The sequence below is a fragment of the Streptomyces sp. NBC_01092 genome (assembly GCF_045039535.1).
Lineage (GTDB): Bacteria > Actinomycetota > Actinomycetes > Streptomycetales > Streptomycetaceae > Streptomyces.
In genome coordinates this window covers 8,958,606-8,976,472 of the sequence record NZ_CP108659.1, presented here as the reverse complement: position 1 = coordinate 8,976,472, position 17,867 = coordinate 8,958,606, and the positions used below count along the sequence as shown (strand labels likewise).

At 69.0% G+C, this 17,867-nt stretch carries 12 protein-coding genes and 3 pseudogenes; 4 read left to right on the top strand and 11 right to left on the bottom strand.

Annotated features, from left to right (window positions below):
* Positions 1-91: 91 nt before the first annotated feature.
* The gene (locus OG254_RS40640) at positions 92-931 is read left to right on the top strand and encodes an IclR family transcriptional regulator (RefSeq protein ID WP_405592355.1); all 840 of its coding nucleotides are present in this window, start codon (positions 92-94) and stop codon (positions 929-931) included.
* Positions 932-1,392: 461 nt separating this feature from the next.
* On the opposite strand, the pseudogene OG254_RS40635 reads toward OG254_RS40640, so the two are convergent.
* Together OG254_RS40635 and OG254_RS40630 are read right to left on the bottom strand one after the other, a co-directional pair.
* A pseudogene (locus OG254_RS40635) lies at positions 1,393-1,956 on the bottom strand (ISAzo13-like element transposase-related protein); the annotation flags it as partial.
* Positions 1,877-2,328, bottom strand: a pseudogene (locus OG254_RS40630) (transposase). The pseudogenes OG254_RS40635 and OG254_RS40630, both read right to left, overlap by 80 nt.
* Before the next feature lie 166 nt (positions 2,329-2,494).
* On the opposite strand from OG254_RS40630, the gene OG254_RS40625 reads away from it, so the two are divergent.
* Together OG254_RS40625 and OG254_RS40620 are read left to right on the top strand one after the other, a co-directional pair.
* Positions 2,495-2,899 carry a type II toxin-antitoxin system PemK/MazF family toxin gene (locus OG254_RS40625; RefSeq protein ID WP_405592353.1) on the top strand — a complete coding sequence of 135 codons (405 nt, stop codon included), beginning with the start codon at positions 2,495-2,497 and terminating at the stop codon, positions 2,897-2,899.
* A 29-nt stretch (positions 2,900-2,928) separates the two neighbouring features.
* The gene (locus tag OG254_RS40620; RefSeq protein WP_405592351.1) at positions 2,929-3,108 is read left to right on the top strand and encodes a hypothetical protein; all 180 of its coding nucleotides are present in this window, start codon (positions 2,929-2,931) and stop codon (positions 3,106-3,108) included.
* A 653-nt stretch (positions 3,109-3,761) separates the two neighbouring features.
* On the opposite strand, the gene OG254_RS40615 is transcribed toward OG254_RS40620, so the two are convergent.
* From OG254_RS40615 to OG254_RS40595, 5 genes are all read right to left on the bottom strand, one after another.
* On the bottom strand, positions 3,762-3,971 hold the full coding sequence (locus tag OG254_RS40615) for a hypothetical protein (RefSeq protein WP_405592349.1): 210 nt from the start codon (positions 3,969-3,971) through the stop codon (positions 3,762-3,764).
* A 431-nt stretch (positions 3,972-4,402) separates the two neighbouring features.
* Positions 4,403-4,774, bottom strand: coding sequence for a DUF5959 family protein (locus OG254_RS40610; RefSeq protein WP_405592347.1), 372 nt, complete (start codon positions 4,772-4,774; stop codon positions 4,403-4,405).
* Between the two features lie 1,702 nt (positions 4,775-6,476).
* Positions 6,477-7,529, bottom strand: coding sequence for an ABC transporter ATP-binding protein (locus tag OG254_RS40605; protein WP_405592345.1), 1,053 nt, complete (start codon positions 7,527-7,529; stop codon positions 6,477-6,479).
* Positions 7,526-9,073, bottom strand: a complete 1,548-nt coding sequence (locus OG254_RS40600) for an ABC transporter permease (RefSeq protein WP_405592343.1) — start codon at positions 9,071-9,073, stop codon at positions 7,526-7,528. The genes OG254_RS40605 and OG254_RS40600 overlap by 4 nt, the downstream gene beginning before the upstream one ends.
* Positions 9,074-9,177: 104 nt before the next feature.
* Positions 9,178-10,224: an iron ABC transporter substrate-binding protein gene (locus tag OG254_RS40595; RefSeq protein ID WP_405592341.1), complete on the bottom strand. Its 1,047-nt coding sequence runs from the start codon at positions 10,222-10,224 to the stop codon at positions 9,178-9,180.
* Between the two features lie 303 nt (positions 10,225-10,527).
* On the opposite strand from OG254_RS40595, the gene OG254_RS40590 reads away from it, so the two are divergent.
* Positions 10,528-13,113 carry an AMP-binding protein gene (locus tag OG254_RS40590; RefSeq protein WP_405592339.1) on the top strand — a complete coding sequence of 862 codons (2,586 nt, stop codon included), beginning with the start codon at positions 10,528-10,530 and terminating at the stop codon, positions 13,111-13,113.
* A 1,419-nt stretch (positions 13,114-14,532) separates the two neighbouring features.
* Here OG254_RS40590 and OG254_RS40585 read toward each other — a convergent pair.
* From OG254_RS40585 to OG254_RS40570, 4 genes and pseudogenes are all read right to left on the bottom strand, one after another.
* Complete coding sequence (locus OG254_RS40585; protein WP_405592337.1) at positions 14,533-14,709, bottom strand: hypothetical protein; 177 nt, start codon at positions 14,707-14,709, stop codon at positions 14,533-14,535.
* Positions 14,710-15,267: 558 nt separating this feature from the next.
* Positions 15,268-16,032: an SDR family NAD(P)-dependent oxidoreductase gene (locus OG254_RS40580; protein ID WP_405592335.1), complete on the bottom strand. Its 765-nt coding sequence runs from the start codon at positions 16,030-16,032 to the stop codon at positions 15,268-15,270.
* Between the two features lie 105 nt (positions 16,033-16,137).
* A complete protein-coding gene (locus tag OG254_RS40575) occupies positions 16,138-16,875 on the bottom strand; it encodes an SDR family NAD(P)-dependent oxidoreductase (RefSeq protein WP_405592333.1) in 738 nt (245 codons plus the stop codon).
* A gap of 288 nt (positions 16,876-17,163) precedes the next feature.
* A pseudogene (locus tag OG254_RS40570) lies at positions 17,164-17,733 on the bottom strand (transposase family protein); the annotation flags it as partial.
* Between the last annotated feature and the right edge of the window lie 134 nt (positions 17,734-17,867).

Genomic DNA, 17,867 nt, shown 5'->3' with positions numbered 1-17,867 from the left:
GGTGGGAACTGCGCGGTGCTCGGGTCACGGTGACGAGGCACCCCTGGTTTCATTGAGTGGACCCACCCGGCGCGAACCACAGGGGCTCGGCGTGAAAAGCTCGCACGACGGCAACGGCAGGAACGAGGAACACTCCCCCGTCCGGGGACGCCGTCCAGCCCACGGCGAACCCCTCCTGGACCGGGCCTTTCGCATGCTCGCCTGCTTCCGTCCGGACACACCGGCGCTGTCCCTGACCGCCCTCGCAGCACAGGCGGACCTGCCCAAGGCCACCGCGCTGCGCATCGCCCGCCAACTCGCCCAGCAGGGCGCGCTGGAACGCACCGAGTCCGGTCACTACACCATCGGCCTACGACTGCTGGAAATCGCCACCGTGGCACCACGCGGACACGGTCTGCGCACCATCGCCCTGCCCTACCTGCAAGACCTCTGGCACGCCACCCGCCAGCACGTACAACTGGTCGTGCGCGAGAGCCTGGAAGGCGTCCTGGTCGAGAGGCTGTCCGCACGAGATGCCCCGCGCGTGATGTACCGGGTCGGCGGCCGGCTCCCCCTGCACGCCACCGCTCCCGGGCTCGTCCTGCTGGCGTTCGCCCCCACCCAGGTCCAAGAAGACTTCCTCACCGCCGACCACCCAGCCGACGAGAACAACCCGAACGAAACGGCCGACGCGCTACGGCCCAGGCTCGCGGCCATCCGCCGCGACCGCTACGCGGTCTTCTCACGCCCCCAATGGGACACCCACATGACCGGCGTCGCCGCACCCATCCTCGACCGAAACGACACCACCATCGCCGCCATCTCGGTCATCACCCCGTCCGAGCAGAACCAACCGGAGACGCACATCCCCGCCGTCGTCGCCGTGGCACGCGCCATCACCCGAGCCATGGCCACCGAAACCATTCCGCCCCAGGGCCGGGAGTTGCGGTGATTTCAGGTCGCCCACTCAAGCACCTGGACGTCAGGTGACCCCAGCACCGCAGCAAAATCACCACGACGTTGAATCAGCCCTGGGCCCTGGCCGCTTCACTGAGGCACGACGACAAGTATGAACCACGCGCCAGACTGTCACCGGACCCATCGGACACGCCCTAGTCGGGAGGCAGCAGTTCGGCGACTACCTCGCCCCCCATGAGCGACCGCCGTGCGCCCTCCCACGCGCCGGCGGAAGAGCGTGAACGGACCGAATTCCTCCGGGTGCGCCAGTTCCGGCCTCTCCGTCTCTGCCCGGCCCTCGGAGCCGGCCTCCCTCATCGGGCAGGCGGTGGGCGCCCAGTGTTCCCAGAGCGCCAGCGTGCCCGCCGGCGCCAGCACGGCGCGCTCCGTCGGGCTGCCTCCCTCCCACAATCGTAAACAGCCGCCTACTGACAACTACTGCACGTGACCACTGCTCATGATCGGCTGGGCATCGTTGAGGAACGCGGCGGCGGTGGCATTGAGGTGGGTGAACTGGGCATCGCGGTCCGGATGGCTGATGCCCTCTGTTGTCTTCGCGGTTCCCTGCAGGCTGTAGCCCAGGGTGTGCAGCAGGTGTCCGACGGTTGAAGCGCTGACCGGGTGGCCCTGTGTGGTGAGGGTCGAGGCCAGGGCCCGTAACGACAGCGTGGTCCACCGCAACGGGGAGACGGGGTCGCCTCGGGTGTGCGGCTCGATCAGCGACTCCAGCGCGGGCAGCAGACCAGGGTCGGTGTCTGTCAGCCGCCTGCGGCCCGCACCTGGAGCCCGGACCCGCAGGGTCGGTGAGGGGCAACCGGCCAACTCGGCCATGCCTCGCGCGATGGTTGCCGTGCTGGTGCCGGAGGCGGCGGCGACCCGGACGATCCCGCCGCGGCCGAGAGCCGTCGCCTCACTGGCCAGGTACCACCGACGGCGGCGCTCATCGAGGTGCGGCAGGATCTGATCGAACTTGGCCCGCAGAACACGAGCGGCAACGCGGCCTGACAGACACGGGGTCATATCTCAGACTCCCACCAACACCCCTCTGCCGAGCACCAATTGAAATACGGGCCCCCGCGGTGCCGGTGTACTGCCGCTGGACTCCAACGGTGTAGGTGCCTTTCTTCACGTCGCCGGTCTCGTCGACCACCAGCACCGCCTCGTCGTCGTGCAGATGCTCCACCACGTAGTCACCCACCTCGTCGCGGACCTGGTCGGCATCCCACTTCGCCCTCCCGAGCAGGTGCTGCATGCCGTCCGGGTCCTGTCCCCGGCCCACTCGGCGATGGTCCAGCAGTTCTTGCGCGGCAGGTCCGACAACAGGCCGAGTACCAACTTCCGGGCCCGGCGTCGGGATTCGACCCGTGTGAAGCGTCCCGCTATCCGGCTCATCAGGCCCTCGAACGCCTCCTGCCAGCAGGCAGGGTCTACGCTGTGACCTGCGGCCACCGCATGATCGTTTGTCTTCACACACCGATGATCAACGGTGGCCGCACCGGTCTCCACACCGCGTCAGGTCGCGCAGCGTCTGCCTGCCGTCCTGTGTATCGGAGGGCTTGTGCAACGTGGCGAAGTCTGGTGGGTCCAGTTCGACGAGCGGAGGTTGGTCGTACTGCTGTCAGGAGACGACGCGTCCGGGTTCCAGGTGATGCAGGTCGTCGCTCCGGCGGGCCTCGACATCAGCGGTCTGGGCATCGAAGTGACGGTCGGCGCCGGTGAAGGGCTGCCGCTCGAAGGCGTGCTGCGGCTCGCGTTCCCGCGTCCAGGCTTCACCCCGTGCACGTGGCTGACCACCGTGTCCCGGGACGACCTGATAGAGCGGGCGGCCGTCCTGTCCTCCAGGAAGCTCAGCGAGATCGACGATGCCCTCCGACTCGCTGAACAAGCACAGGAGCGGACCCCGGCAACGACCGCGAAGCTCAGCGAGATAGGGGACGCCCTCCGTCGCGGTGAACTCGGGTAGACGGAGAAGGAGCCGACGCCCGCGACGGCATGGGCGATCTCGGGCGAGATGATCCACGCTGGACACCTGCCGCCTCGACGCCCCTCACCATCGAGATCACGATCTACGGCTGGAGTAAGGCGTTCGGTGGCCACACCCAGGGCGAGGTTCCGAACCTTGGCGCCGACAATGAAGGCCAGCACCGTTTCCGGCTGGAGAACCGCGTGTGACCTGCCTAAATGTGGCCGACAGCACACCGAAACGCAAACGGTCTGGTGGGTCGTCACAGTTTCGGCCTTCCGCCAAGTCCAAGTGGGTTCAGTGCCGCTGGGCACTGGGACTGACAGGCCCCGAAGGCTCGGCCCGCCCAGCGCCGGCGTGCGCGCTCGCCACTGCGCCCCTTTCGCCCCTCCATTCGACGGCCAATCCATGGGCAGTCGTGGTGCGAGCGGGTCGCGACGATCGAGGATGCGGCCGACGGGGATTCGACCGATTGCCCGACAATTTCCCCGCCCAGACGTTTTCGGGCTATCTCATCCACCATCACGGAAAGTCACGACCAATCGAGCGCCTCTTGGGTCACGTAGCCACTCACCCGATCCCGCCCTGGCCACTGCGAGCTCGAGGGTCGGCCAGCGCCACCTCCGTGTCCCGTTCTCGTGCAGTCGGACCTGCGTAGCCCGGTCACGTACCTCCGGGCGGCTCGGCCCCCCGCTCGACGACGGGTGAACAAGCGCGAAGCTCCTGGCAGAGACGGGCGATCTTGATCAAGTGCCCGTTGCCGCCAGGAGCATCACCTTTCCGTACTGCCTACCTGTGTGCCAACACCCTGACCACAGCGTCAGGCCAGAAGGGATTCACAGACTGGCGGTCGGACTGCAGGTCAGAGGGAGGCACTGACGCTGACGTGGCTGTACTGGCCGGCGGCGCCAAGAACCTCGTTCTTGACGGCGTCGAGCTGCGCCAGAACATCCGCGCTGCTGACCGCCGCGGGTCCGGCGACGAGGCTGGCGTGCGGGTTCAGGCCGCCGGAGACGTTGTCGAGCGCGGCGTCGGAGATCTCAACGGTCTGAACCTGGGGAGCGGATTTCATGATGAAACTTCCCTTTCGTATGGATGATCCACAAGGGGGGCGGCCCCGCTGGGGACAGATAGCGGGCCTCGGCCGCAGGGGGATGTGCGATGCCCGCTTCCGGGATTTTCGCGCGGCTCCCGCGGTGCAGAGGATCCAAGCACGGAGCGCACTGGGCGACCAATCAACCGGAGCACTCATCCGGAAAATTGGACGAACAGACTGCGCATCCGTGCAGACGTGCGCACGACTCGAGGGCAGCTTCTCCATATACCGCGCGGCACCGGGACCCGACCAGCACTGCGACCACGTTCTCGAACGGAACACTCCGCACCAACAGAGCATCATGGGGCACTCACTTATGCGGATCCCCCGCACACCGCGCCGAGGTTGCGCATTCGATGTGCAGATTCGACGAAGCCGGAGCACCTTCCCGCCTCGGACACCCGCCGTCACCGATCACTTGCAGACCGTGCCCATAGCTCAGGGCGACGTACGACGAGCGCAATGGCCTGCCCCGCGGCGACGGTGTGGACGACAGCTTTCGCCTTGCGATCAGTCGTCTTGCTGCTGTGGGACCGCCGTCCCCGGGCAGTCGGCACGTCTTCGCCAGCGTCGAGCTTGTCCAGCGCGTCGGCCCAACTTTCCAGCTTCGACACATACAACGCCAGGTCGATGCGGCCGGACATGAAAGGCGTCTTGACAACCTTCTCGGCGTCGAGTCCGGCCGCCCACCTGGGGTTACGTCCCAGAACGTTGGCGGTGATGTTGTTCCCCTCGTCGTCAGCAACGGAGATGAACTCCCTGGGAGGACTGTCCCCCATGGCTGCCCTTTCATCGGTGAGGACCGAGAGATCCTCGCCTGGTCGGAGGGCAGCGGCTCGAGGGTAGCCACCTTTGGGTGGATGCCCGGTCGATCTCCGGTTCGGTCACGCCGCCAGAACGACCGACACGGCCGCTGCGACGATCGTGACGGCAGCCAGCGTGACCATCACCGTCCGCGTCGCCATCACCGGTCGGCTTCGGCCGTACGCGCTTTCAGCCCCGGCGGCACCAACCGCCGTGCGAACGAGCGACGATCCTCAACTGCCGACACCTGACGTGCCCCTGCATCCGCTTCCCGCAGTTGCCCACACCACGCGCCGGTGTCGTCTTCAGGGGTAGCCAATCGGGACCCGAGTTCGCACGAATTGCGAGAACCTCCATAGCCGCTCAACGACCCGACTCCGGCAGGGCAGTCGACAGATCACCCCTTTGCCGCACTGCTCACGCGCCGCAAGGGCCTGGCACGACGACGGGGCCAGGCCCTCGGCGCGCCGGGGAGGCTCATGCACCATTGCATTGGACGGGATGGCTGGTCTGCGGGCGCGCGGACGTCCTTGCTCTGGTCCCTCCGCTGGCGGACGGCACCGTCCAGCCAGTGGCCGGACGTTGTCGGCTCGAACGCCGTCAGCGGCGTAGGTGACATCGCAGAGCACGCGATTGCCTGCGCCCAGGACGCAGGCCCGCACCATGGACCACCGAACGGTCTGCGGCAGCACCCGCACCAGCACAGTCCTGGGCAATGACACCCGGCCCGGCCGTGATCGAACCACTTCACCACGCCGCTCGACTCAGGCGCCCTTGCGACTTACTCATCTCGCTCGGGCTTCACGGCCATTTCAATCAGCACCAGTGCCAGCCGTGACAGCCGAACAGCCGTGGCGTCGGCTGACCCGCGCGGTATCGCCCAGCCAGCTCCTTGACCCGCCCCTACCGCGAGCCGGAGCGCCGGGAGGGCGCACCCTCGCGGGACCCGCTTGCCCCTCTGCACCCGCGCAGGCCCCTGCACCCGAGTGGAAGATCGCTACGCTGGATAGCGCAGCGTGAGCCGAGGGTGCCCATCCCGAACGGATCTGCCTGGTCTGGGCATCGTCGGCCCTCCAGTCGGCATGCGCACGGTGTTGCGGATCGCTCGGATCCACGAGGTCGACGGCAACGTGCGGGACCGGAGCTCCGGCCTCGTCGACGGAGGGGCGTGCGCCTGGTAGCCGTGCTGAACCATGCTGAACGCCGTCACGCCGCTCAGCATCCCGGCGCGGCTCGGGTGTTGAGAACTCCGACTCCGAGCAGCAGCGCGAGACGCAGGGCCATGGCGCCCGTCTTCGTCCCGCCGCTCGCACGCCCTTCCCGGTGTCCGGCGCCTGTACAGGCGCTGATGGTTGCCCTTGGCCGTGTCAGAGCGCTCATGTACAGACCCGGCAGACACGGCTCGTCCCACGACTCCGGTCCCGGCGGTCCCTGCTGGGTGAAGGTGTCCGGCTGGTCACGACAGCGCTGATCGCCCTGTTCCTCGTGCTGCACCTCACGGGCAGCGGGTTCGGACCCGGCATGCACTCGGGCAGCGGTGGCGATGGCGCCCGGCTCGCGCAAACTGGCCCTTGTGGAGCCGCGTGCCCTCTGCGTGCCCTGAGTCGATGTGAAACGGCTGCCGAGGCGGCCTTCAGGCTCGAACCAGGGCGAGGCGAAAGCTGTAGTGGAATGTGGCTACGGGTGGAGGGCGGCCTCGCCCACGACGCGGATGCCTGTCTCCTCCCCCGGGCGGATGGACAGGGGGCCGGCGACCCGGATGCCGACCGGCGTGTCGTGGCCCTGGACGGTCACGGTGAGCATGGCGTCGTGTCCGTAGTACGAGACGTCGGTCACCGTGCCTCTGACTGAGCCCTCGGAGTCCGTGTCGGTCAGGTGGAGTTGTTCCGGGCGGAGCAGGACCGTGCCGGTGCGCAGTCCTTCGGGCGGGGCGGCGAGGGGCACGGCGCCCAGTGCGGTCAGGGCCGTGCCGTCGCGTTCGACGGTGCCGGGGAGCAGGACGGCGTCGCCGACGAAGCCGGCGATCCAGGGATCCGCGGGGTGCCGGTAGAGGTCCTGCGGGGTGGCGCACTGGGCGACTCGGCCGTCCCGTACGACGGCGACGAGGTCGGCGGTGGACAGGGCCTCCTGCTGGTCGTGGGTGACGAGGATCGCTGTGGCACCGGTCGCCCGCAGCGCGGCCCGTACGTCCGCTCGCACTCCCGCCCGCAGTGCGCTGTCGAGGGCGTTGAACGGCTCGTCGAGCAGCACGAGCCCGGGTCGCGGCGCGAGCGCGCGGGCCAGGGCGATGCGCTGTTGCTGGCCGCCGGACAGCTCGTGCGGCATGCGGTCGCCGTATCCGGCGAGGCCGACCAGTTCGAGCATCTCCTCGGTTATGGCACGCCGTTCGGCGCGGTCGACGCCGGTCAGTCCGAAGGCGACGTTGCGGGCCACGCTCAGGTGCGGGAAGAGGGCGCCTTCTTGGGGCACGATGCCGATACGGCGCCGCTCCGGCGGGAGGTGGACGCCGGGCCCGCTCAGGAGCCGGTCGCCGAGGCGGACGGTGCCCGCGTCGGCGCGCAGGAAACCGGCGACTACCCGCAGCATGGTGGTCTTGCCGCAACCGGAGGGGCCAAGGACCGCCGCCAAAGTGCCTGCGGGGACAGTGAGTTCAAGGCCCCGCAGGACCGGCTCCCCGGCTCCGTAGGACTTGGTGAGTCCCTCGACGTGCAGTGCGTTCGTGTCGTTCATGTCCGGTGCCTGCCTAGGAGGTACGAGGGGACGGCGGCCAGCAGGATCAGCGCGGCGGCGTACGGGGCGGCGGCCGCGAAGGATCCGGCGCCGGTCTCGGTCCACAGGCGGGTGGCCAGGGTGTCCATGCCGGTGGGGCGCAGGAGGAGGGTCGCGGGCAGCTCCTTCATGCACACCACGAAGGTGAGCGCGGCCCCGGCAGCCACGCCGGGCGCGGCCAACGGCACGGTGACCTCCCGCAGCACCTGCCACGGCCGTCGCCCGAGCGAGCGGGCCACGTCCTCCAGGACCGGCGGCGCCTGGAGCACGGCCGCGCGGGTGGCGGCCACCGCGACCGGCAGGAACAGCACGGCGTAGGCACAGACCAGCAGCGGGAGTTGCTGGTACAGCGGGTAGGCGTAGCGCACGGCGAAGAACACCAGGGCGAGCGCCACCGTGATACCCGGCAGCGCGTGCCCCGCGTACGCCGCCTGCTCCAGCAGACGGACGCCGCGGCCCCGGTGCCGGGCGGCGATCACCCCGACCGGCAGGGCGAGGACCGTGGTCAGGCCGGCGCCCGCCGTCGCGACGCCGAGCGTCATCCAGGCCGTCTCCGCGAGTCCGCCGAGGTCCCAGGTGGCCGAGCTGCCGACGGCGAGCCAGTACCCGAGGGTGCCCAGCGGGAAGGCGACGGCCACGGTCACCACAGCCGCGCACCACAACAGGGCGAGCGGCCGCCACCGGCCGAGAGCGACCGGGACCGCCGGTCGGGCGGTGCCCGTACCGGTCCTGGCGTGCCCGGCCCGTCCGCGCGTACGGGCCTCGGCGGCCACCAGTGCGATGGTCATCACGACCAGCACCACGCTGAGGGCGGCGGCCGGGGTCCGGTCGAAGGAGGCTCGGTACGACGTGTGGATGGCCCGGGTGAAGGTGTCGTACCGCATGAGTGAGACCGCGCCGAAGTCGGAGAGCACGTACAGCGCGACGAGCAGCGCCCCACCCGCGGCCGCCGGCCGCAGCTGCGGGAGCGTGACCCTGGCGAACGTCCGCAGCGGCCCGTGCCCGAGGGAGCGGGCGGCCTCCTCCTGTGCCGCGTCGATGCCCCGCAGCGCGGCAGCGACCGGCAGATGGACGTAGGGGAAGCTGACCAACGTCAGGGCGAGTGCGGCGCCGCCGAACCCGGCCAGCTCCGGCTCCGCCGACAGCCAGGCGAACGCGGCGACGTAGCTGGGCACGGCCAGCGGCAGAGTGGCCAGCACCGACCATGCGCGGGCTGCGGGCAGCGCGGTGCGCACGGTCAGCCAGGCCAGCGAGATCCCCAGTACGAGGCTGGCGGCCACGACCACGACGGTGAGGCCGAGGCTGCGGCCGAGGAGATCCAGGGTGCGTTCGTCGGCGACGACGTCCCAGGCGTAGGCCGGGCCGCGTTCCAGGGCGCGGACGGCGAGGTAGCCGAGGGGCAGCAGGGCGAAGAGGGCTGCCACGCAGGCGGGGACGAGCAGCACCAGGGGTGGCCTGCGGTCGGCCGTACGCGCTCTGCGTGGCGTAAGCGTCCTTCCGCGCATGCGGAGTGAGCGGGCCGATCGGCCCGGGACTGCCTCGCGTTCGGGCCCTTCCGGGGCCGGTGCTCCGGAAGGGCGCGAGGTGGACGGCGATGTGCGCACGGTGGTCAGACCAGTCCGACGTCCTGGAGCATGGCCAGGGTCTCCTGGAGTGACTCCAGCTTGCCGAGGTCGATGTCAGGGGACTGGAGCGACTCGAACGGGGGCAGGCCCTCCACGGTGCTGGTGACGCCCGCGGCCAGCGGGTACTCCTTGGTGTTGTCCGCGAAGTAGGTCTGCGCGTCCTTCGACAGCAGGTAGTCCACGGCCTTCTGGGCGGTCGCGCTCTGTCCGCTGTCCTTGAGGATGCCCGCACCGGCGACGTTGATGAGTGCGCCGGGGTCCTTGCCGGGCAGGAAGTGCAGCTTGGAGTTGACCTTGTCCTCGCCCTTCTCGGCGACCCGCTCGTACCAGTAGTAGTGGTTGACCAGCCCGAGTTCGACCTCGCCGGCCTCGACGGCGTCCAGAGTGGCGAGGTTGTGGGCGTACGTCTTGGCGCCGTTCGCCTTCAGGTCCTTGAGCCACTGGCGGGTGGCGTCGTCGCCCTTCAGAACGCGCATGCCGCTGACGAAAGCCTGGAAGGAGGCGTTGGTCGGCGCGAAACCGATCTTGCCCTTCCAGTCCGGCTCGACCACGTCGAAGACACTGTCCGGGACTTCGTCCTCGGCGACCTTGTCCGGGTTGTACGCGATGACGCGGACGCGTCCCGAGAGGCCGACCCAGTCACCGTCGGATCCCCGGTACGCCTCGTCAACCTTGTCGAGGGTGGCCGTGGGCAACTCCTGCAGCATGCCCTCCCTGGACAGGGCGCCCAGCGCTCCGGCGTCCTGGGAGAAGAACAGCCCGGCCTTGGTGCGGTCGCCCTCCTCCAGGATCTGCGCGGCGAGTTCCGCGCTGTCGCCGTAGCGAACCTCGACGTCGGTACCGACGGCCTTCTCCAGCTTGTCCAGAAGTGGCTTGACCAGCTTCTCGTTGCGGCCGGAGTAGATGACGAGGGAGGAGCTGCCGCCCTCGCCTTCGGCGTCCTTGTCGTCGGAGCCGCACCCCGCGAGGGCGGGGAGCAGCAGAGCGGCCGCGACCAGCGCGGTCATCCGGCGAACCGAGGGGCGTCGCATGGTGTGTGCCTTCCTGCAGGGCTCGCCTTTACGCCGCCGGTCACGTCGTTGGAGAGCGAGGGACGAAGCGATCCTGTGGCTTTGCTGTGGCTTGATTATGACCATGTTATGAATAAGGTAAAGCTTACCTAAACGTCAAGGGCTCCGTGCTGAGCGGACATTGCCGCGGAAAGGGCGCGCCCCGTGCTTCACCCCTCCAAGTCCCTCCCGGCTTCGCCCCCTGTTCTCTCCTCCGTTCCGGCTCCCCCCACACGGGGCTCGCTCCGGCTGTCCGCCGTCCCGGACTCGCCTTCTGTGCCTCCGGTGAGGCCGAACGGCGTGCCGTTCGCGCGCGGACTCATGGCGTACGGCGACCGCGTCGCGCTCATCACGCCAACGGGAGAGCTGTCGTACCGCGAGCTGGCCGAGCGGGTGGCCGCGACTGCCCGGCGCCTCGGGCCCGCACGGCGGCTGGTGTTGCTGGCCGGGGCCAACCACACCGACGCGCTCGTCACGTATCTGGCCGCCCTGTCCGCCGGACACCCCGTCCTGCTCGTCCCCGGCGACAGCGAGGGCACGATCCGCTCGCTGACGGAGGCGTACGCGCCCGACGTCGTGGCCCGCCCGGAGGCCGACGGGACGTGGCCCCTGGCCGAAAAGCACCGCGACAGCGTCCACACCCTCCACCCGGACCTCGCCCTGCTGCTGAGCACCTCCGGCTCCACCGGCTCACCCAAGCTGGTGCGGCTCTCCCACGAGAACCTTCAGGCCAACGCCGAGTCCATCGCCGCATACCTCGGCATCGACGACACCGACCGGGCGGCCACCACACTGCCCATGCACTACTGCTACGGCCTGTCCGTCATCCACAGCCATCTACTGCGCGGCGCCGGGCTGATCCTCACCGAGCGGTCAGTGTCCGAGGCGGCCTTCTGGACGGAGTTCCGCGCCGGGCACGGCACCTCGCTGGCGGGAGTGCCATACACCTTCGACCTGCTCGACCGGATCGGCTTCGAGCACATGGAACTGCCGCACCTGCGCCGCGTCACCCAGGCCGGAGGCCGACTCGCGCCCGAACGCGTTGCCGACTACGCCGAGTTGGGGCGCCGCTCGGGCTGGCAGCTGTTCGTGATGTACGGCCAGACCGAGGCCACGGCCCGCATGGCCTACCTCCCGCCGCAGCTCGCCGCCGAGCGCCCCGAAGCCGTCGGCGTACCGATACCCGGCGGCTCGTTCCGGCTGCTGCCGGCCGACGGCCACGGCCCGGACGTAGGCGAACTGCTCTACTCGGGGCCGAACGTGATGCTCGGTTACGCCGAGAGCCCGGCCGACCTCGCCCTCGGCCGGACCGTGGAAGAACTGCACACCGGGGACCTCGCCCGGCGCGCCTCCGACGGACTGTACGAGATCGTGGGCCGCAGCAGCCGCTTCGCGAAGATCCTCGGGCTGCGCATCGACCCCCAGCGCGTCGAGTCGCTGCTGGAGAAACACGGAGTCAACGCCTATTGCGCGGCGGACGGGGAGGCGCTCGCGGTGGCCGCGCTCGGGCACGCCGGTGAGCAGGCACGGATCCGGCGGCTGGTCGCGGAGGAGTGCGGGCTCCCGTCCCGCGCCGTACGGGTCCGGATCCTCGACCGACTCCCCCACCTGGCCACGGGCAAGCCCGACTACGAGGCGGTACGGCTACTCACGCGCCCCGCGGAAGAAGCACCACCCGACCCCTGTCAGGATCTCCTCCGTCTCTACGCGGAGATCCTCGACCACGCCGACGTCACCGAGGACAGCAGCTTCGTCATTCTGGGCGGTGACTCACTGTGCTACGTCGAGATGTCGCTGCGCCTGGAGGAGGCCCTGGGCCACCTGCCCACCGACTGGCACAGGAGAACGATCCGCGAGCTGCGAGCCATGGCGGCGCCCGCGTCGGAGGGAACGGAAGGACCGGACGAGCGGCCCCAGCCGCGGCGGGCCCGCCCGGCGCCGGGACTGCGCAGGGCGCTGCACGCCTGGACCACCCCGGAGTCCTGGCGGACCCGCCGCACTCTGGAGACGGGCATCGCCCTGCGCGCCGTCGGGATCGTCCTCATCGTCGGCTCGCACGTCCAGGTCTTCGAGATCAAGGGCTTCGCCCACATCCTCATCTGCGTCGCCGGCTACAACTTCGCCCGCTTCCAACTGACCGACGCCGAACGCCGCGAGCGCGTGCGGCACATGGGGCGCAGCATCGCCCGCATCGCGGTACCGAGCATGGTGTGGATCACCGGCGCGGTGCTCCTGACCGACTTCTACGACCCGGCCAACGCCGTGCTGCTCAACAGCCTGCTCGACCAGGGGAACGACCGCTTCGACTGGGCGTACTGGTTCGTGGAGGCCCTGCTCTATTTCCTCGTCGTCCTCGCCGCCCTCATGGCCGTACCCCTGCTGGACCGGCTGGAGCGGCGGTACGCGTTCGGCGTGCCGCTGGCGCTCACGGCCGTCGGCCTCATCGGCCGCTACGACCTGCTGGGCCTGGCATCCGTTCGCCCGCAGCTGAGCCCCACAGTGGTCTTCTGGCTGTTCGCACTGGGGTGGGCGGCCGCTCGGGCCGGCACCGTACGGCAACGGGCGCTGCTGACGGTCGTGCTGCTGCTCACCGTGCCCGGCCTGTTCCAGGACCAGCCCCTGCGCACGACCATCGTGATCGTCGGGCTGGGGCTGCTGATCTGGGTACCGGCCCTACCCAGCCTCGGCCCACTCAGCGCGCTCGCGGGCATCCTGGCAAGCAGCTCCCTCTACATCTACCTGACGCACTACCAGGTCTACCCCTACCTCCAGGAGGACTTTCCTCTCACCGCCCTGTTCGCCTCGCTCCTGGTCGGCGTCGGCTACGCGACGGTCGTGACCCGGGTGACGCGGACGGTCCGGTGGCTGTGACCGCGCCCCTCGCCACGAGGCGCCCCACGGCCGCACCGGACTCCCGTCTACAGGGGCGGGTGAGCCAGGTCAGGACGTAGCCACGCACGTCCTGCGGCTTGGGAGAAGGTGGGCCTTCCGAAGCGGATGATCTGCCACGTGGCGGCGCCTTGGAAGCCTCAGAGCCACCGCCAAGTGGGGCCACTACTGATCCGTGAAGCCAGGCAGCATGGTGCGACAGCTGTCAATACAACGCGGACTCCCTCCGGCCACGACCGGAGGGAGTCTCTGCACGCACAGAGCAAGACGCAAGTGCGCTGCGTCGGCCCAAGCTGCTGGCTACCAAGAGTGACGGCGCCAGGGTCCCGACATCAGTTCTGACATCTGCCGCCATGGGCGACAGTGGGTTTGAACGGTCATCAGTGATCCGACGAACTGCCGTTCTCCGCCGGGCACCCAAGGTCACGGCGACGATCCCAGGAGATGAGGATCTTCATGCGGGTCCGTTCCCTCACAGGTCAGAGGCTTATCGCCCAACTGATGACAGCAGTTTGCGACATCATGCGGTGAAACGTGCAGCGGTAACGGGGATCTTCATGCTGCTTCACCTTACGCGTCGACGCGGGAACTTCTTACGAGGCAGAGAGGGGGTCCACTCCTGAGACTCGGCACCTCAGAGAGCATGGACCTGAGGTCCCACATGCGTCCCGCAAGACTCCATTGAGAGGTAGAGCAAGCGCCTTCTAAGCGCTTGGCCGCAGGTTCGAGTCCTGCCGGGGGCGCCCAGTCTCCGCCCTCCCCTTGGGAGGGCGTTTTTGCTGGTCACAGACCATTTATCGGGCTCGGCGGAGCTGCTTCGTGGGTGCGGGTGGGCCCTCGGGCGGAGTCGGCGGGTGTCCGGCTGGAGACGATTTCATCCGGCCCTCGGCGGGTGTTCTTCCCGAAAACTTCCCGAAGTTTCCGTGCGGTCTCTTGCCGTCGAACCGCTCACCCACGCCGCGGTCTGTGGTCAGCCATAAGCATCGCACTCGGCCCGCGCAAGGCGGGGCGCTCTGACCGTCCGCGTCATCCCACCCGGCCGAAACTCGGATTCCCAGGCGTCGCCGCAGATGGCAGGGACACTGAGGCACATGCTCATCGGGGATGCAGGCCATCGAAACACCCGCTCAAGAGACCCCGACGTCTGACGAGGCCCCCATGGGCGGGAAGGACGAGCGTGGGGTGAGTTGGTCATTGAGGCCGTTCCATCTTGAAGTTGCTGGTCACGGGGCTGGTGTGGGGCGGGAGTGAACGGCTCGTGCTGGTGGATGGGGTGATCCCGTGTGGTGATCGTCTGCCATGCCGGTTCAGCGGCTGATCGCAGTCCTCGTCAGGACGAGCAGGGCCCGTAGCAGTGCGGTCGCGTGTTTCGCGTTCAGGCGGAGCTTGGTGAGGATGCGCCTAGTTCTTGAGGTCGGCGAAGCCGTGCTCGCTGGCGGCGCGTTCGCGGGCAACGAGCTTGTTCGCTTCCTTCTGCGCCTTGGTGAGCCGACGGCCGCGGGCCGCACGGTAGCCGGTAATGACCACGGGACCCACCCTGCTGTCCGACCACTCCGTCCACACCGCCGAGTACGTCATCGTGCTCGCCCCCCGAAGCTCGCGGCCACGGCCACGGCCTCGGCACCCAGGCCACCGCCTCACCCTCGACTACGCGTTCCACATCACCAACCTCCGCCCGATCTCTCAAGTCCCTCGCCCCCAACAAGCCAGGCATCCGGGCCTACGAGAAAGCTGGCTTCCGCACCGCGGGCACCCTCCACGAAGCCGGGTATTGGCTCGGCCAGACCTGCGACGAACTCCTCATGGACGCCCTCGCCGCCGACTTCCCCGGCCCCTCTGTCGTCGCCTCCCTGCACTCGGCGCAGCCCACGGCAATAGGGCTTCGGGCCGTGGCCGGGCGGGGAGCACTTGTCGGCGATCACCGTGATCCCACCCGGCCCCCGGACGGGGCGTACGGCGTTCCGCGGGTGCAGGCCGAGCTGCGGTGGCTGGGACGTGTGTTTGTCGGCGGGCACCAAGTCACCACTCGCCTGAGTGCTCGCTAGGCGGGAAGAGGCCGAGTGACAAGCCGTGGGGACCGGGCCCTTAGGCTAAGAGGCCCGGTCCTCACGCTGACCGAATGGTGCCGTAGCTGGTTCAGTTGACGCTTTGCCCGCCGTCGACCATCAGTGTCTGACCGGTGATGTACGAGGAGAGGTCCGACAGCAGAAAGAGGGCCGCCTTGGCCACTTCTTCGGGCTCACCGAGCCGGCCCAGCGGGATCTTCTCGCCATGTGGGTGGTATTCGGTGCCGTCCTCGTTCCTGGTGATGCCGGCTTCGGTGAGGGGGGTGCGAATCACCGTCGGGTTGACACTGTTGACGCGGATGCCGTCGGGGCCGAGCTCGACGGCGGCGGCGCGGGCGAGTGCGGTGACACCGCCCTTGCTGGCGCTGTAGATCGAGATGCCCTCGATACCCAGCGCGGCGAAGACCGAACCGTTCATCACGATCGAGCCGCCTTCCTTCTGGCGCTTCATCTGCGCCGCCTCCGCCTGGAGGTAGAAGAACGTGCTCTTGAGGTTGCCGTCCACCAGGACGTCCCAGGTCTTCTCGTCCAGCTGGGTCAGCGGACCGGCCATGGCGGTACCGGCGTTGTTGAACGCTGCATCCAGCCGGCCGAAGCGGTCGACGGTCCGCCGGACCACGTCAGCGGCGCCGGCGATGTCGGTGGCGTCGGCCTGGATGAAGAGTGCCTCACCTCCCGCCTTGGTGATCTCGTCGGTCACCTCTTCGCCGGCTTCGGCGCGACGACCGGTGAAAGCCACCTTGGCGCCTTGCTCGGCGAACAGGAGGGCGGCTGCGCGGCCGATGCCCGAAGTGCCGCCGGTGACCAGCACCACTTTGTCGTTCAGCAGTCCCATGATTGTTCCCTTGGGGTGTCGGTTCGTTGCCCGCCTTCGCGGGGCGATGTCTGTGCGTATAGGCAATGCGGAGAACGCTCGCGCGGTCGCCAGGTGCGAGGAGGGTCAGGTGCGGGCGACCGCTCCGCCGTCCACGGTGAGGAGGGCGCCGGTGACGTAACTCGCGCGCGGGGAGGCCAGGAAGAGGATCGCCTCGGCGATCTCCTCGGGGCCGGCGAGCCGGCCAAGCGGCACCTCGGCGCCGATACGCGCGAAGGTCTCCTCGCCGATCATGCTGGTGACGTTCTCGGTGCGAGTGTGACCGGGTGCGACGGCGTTCACTCGCACCCCGCGGCCGCCGAACTCGACCGCCCAGGTGCGGGTCAGGGAGTCGACCGCGGCCTTCGCCGACCCGTAGGCGGCCGTGCCGGGAATGCCACGCTGTGCTGCAATTGTCGTGACATTGATGATGCTGCCGCCGCCTCGGGCCGCCATTTTCTCCGCCAGCGCCGCGGTGAGGAAGAACGGTCCCTGCACGTTCGTCTCGAACAGCTGCTGGAAGGTGTCCAGGCCCTGCTCCGTCGTCGGGGCGAACGGGAACGCGCCGGCGTTGTTCACCAGGATGTCCACGTCACCCACCTGGTCGACGAGCCTGCGCACCGACTCCGGGTCGCGCAGGTCGACCTGGAGGAAACGCGCCCGGCCGCCGTGCTCCCCGAGCACGCCGACGGCCTTGGCGCCGGTGCCTTTGCTCCGGCCGGCGATCACGACCTCGGCTCCCTCACGGGTCAGCAACCGTGCCGTCGCGAAGCCGATGCCGGTGGCGCCCCCCGTCACGAGTGCCTTCCGCCCGTGAAGCTCCATGATCCTGTCCTTCCGTCGTGACGTGGTGGTGGTGTGGCCACCGCGAGCTCACTCAACCAACAGGGCGGGCGGCGCCATGCCCTGCGTCCATTCGTCCTCGCACGCCCGCCCATCAGGAATCTTTATGGCCGCCTTTGTCCTGCAGGTCAGTGTGGTTTTGCGCAGCCTGCTTCCCATCAGCACCAGGACATGGGTGTGGCTTTTAAGTAGCTGTTGTCTTTCCGCGCGTGATCTATGGGTTTCCGCTGGTCAGGAACAGTGCGCGGGCTTTCGTGTCAGTGAGGTCTTTCAGCGTTGCCGCTCCAGGGTGAGGACCGCTGCTGCGATTGACGTCATTCGCTTCGGGCTGCACCGCGCTCCGCGGAAGATCCGCCAGGACTTCAGACGGGCAACTCCACCCTCGACCGGGGCCCGCGCCCTCGACAGCGCCCGGTTGACGGTCTGTTGGGTGAGCGACAGCTCGCCTCCCGCAGGCCGTCTGGTCGGTGTGGTCACCCACGCGCCGGCACCGATGTAAGCGCGATCGGCCAGGATCGGCACCCCCTGGCGCTCGCAGATCCTGATGATCCGATGGGTACGGGCCGCGGTCAGGTCATGGCAGCGCCCCGGCAGGGCCGGCGACAGCCACAGCACCTTGCCGTGAGGGTCCGTGACCACCTGCACGTTCACCCCATGGCGGCGGTGCTTGGCCGAGTAGTCGGCGCGGCCGTCGCCCAGGCGGTCGCACTCGGTCAGGGTGCCGTCGAGCAGGACGAACTCGGGGTCTGCCTCGCGCAGAGCGCGCAGCAGACCGGGCGCGCGGGCGGCCAGGAGATCGATGACCGCGGTGGTGTAGGCGTGCGCGGTGCCGACCGAGATGAGGCTCCTGCGCCGATGGGTTGAGACTTCGAACACCTCCCTCAACGGCACGGGAGCCTTGTGCGTTGTGGCCACGGTGCCTGTCACCCGATCGGTGGCCACCCTGAAAGACCTCAGTGCGCCCCAGTCACCGC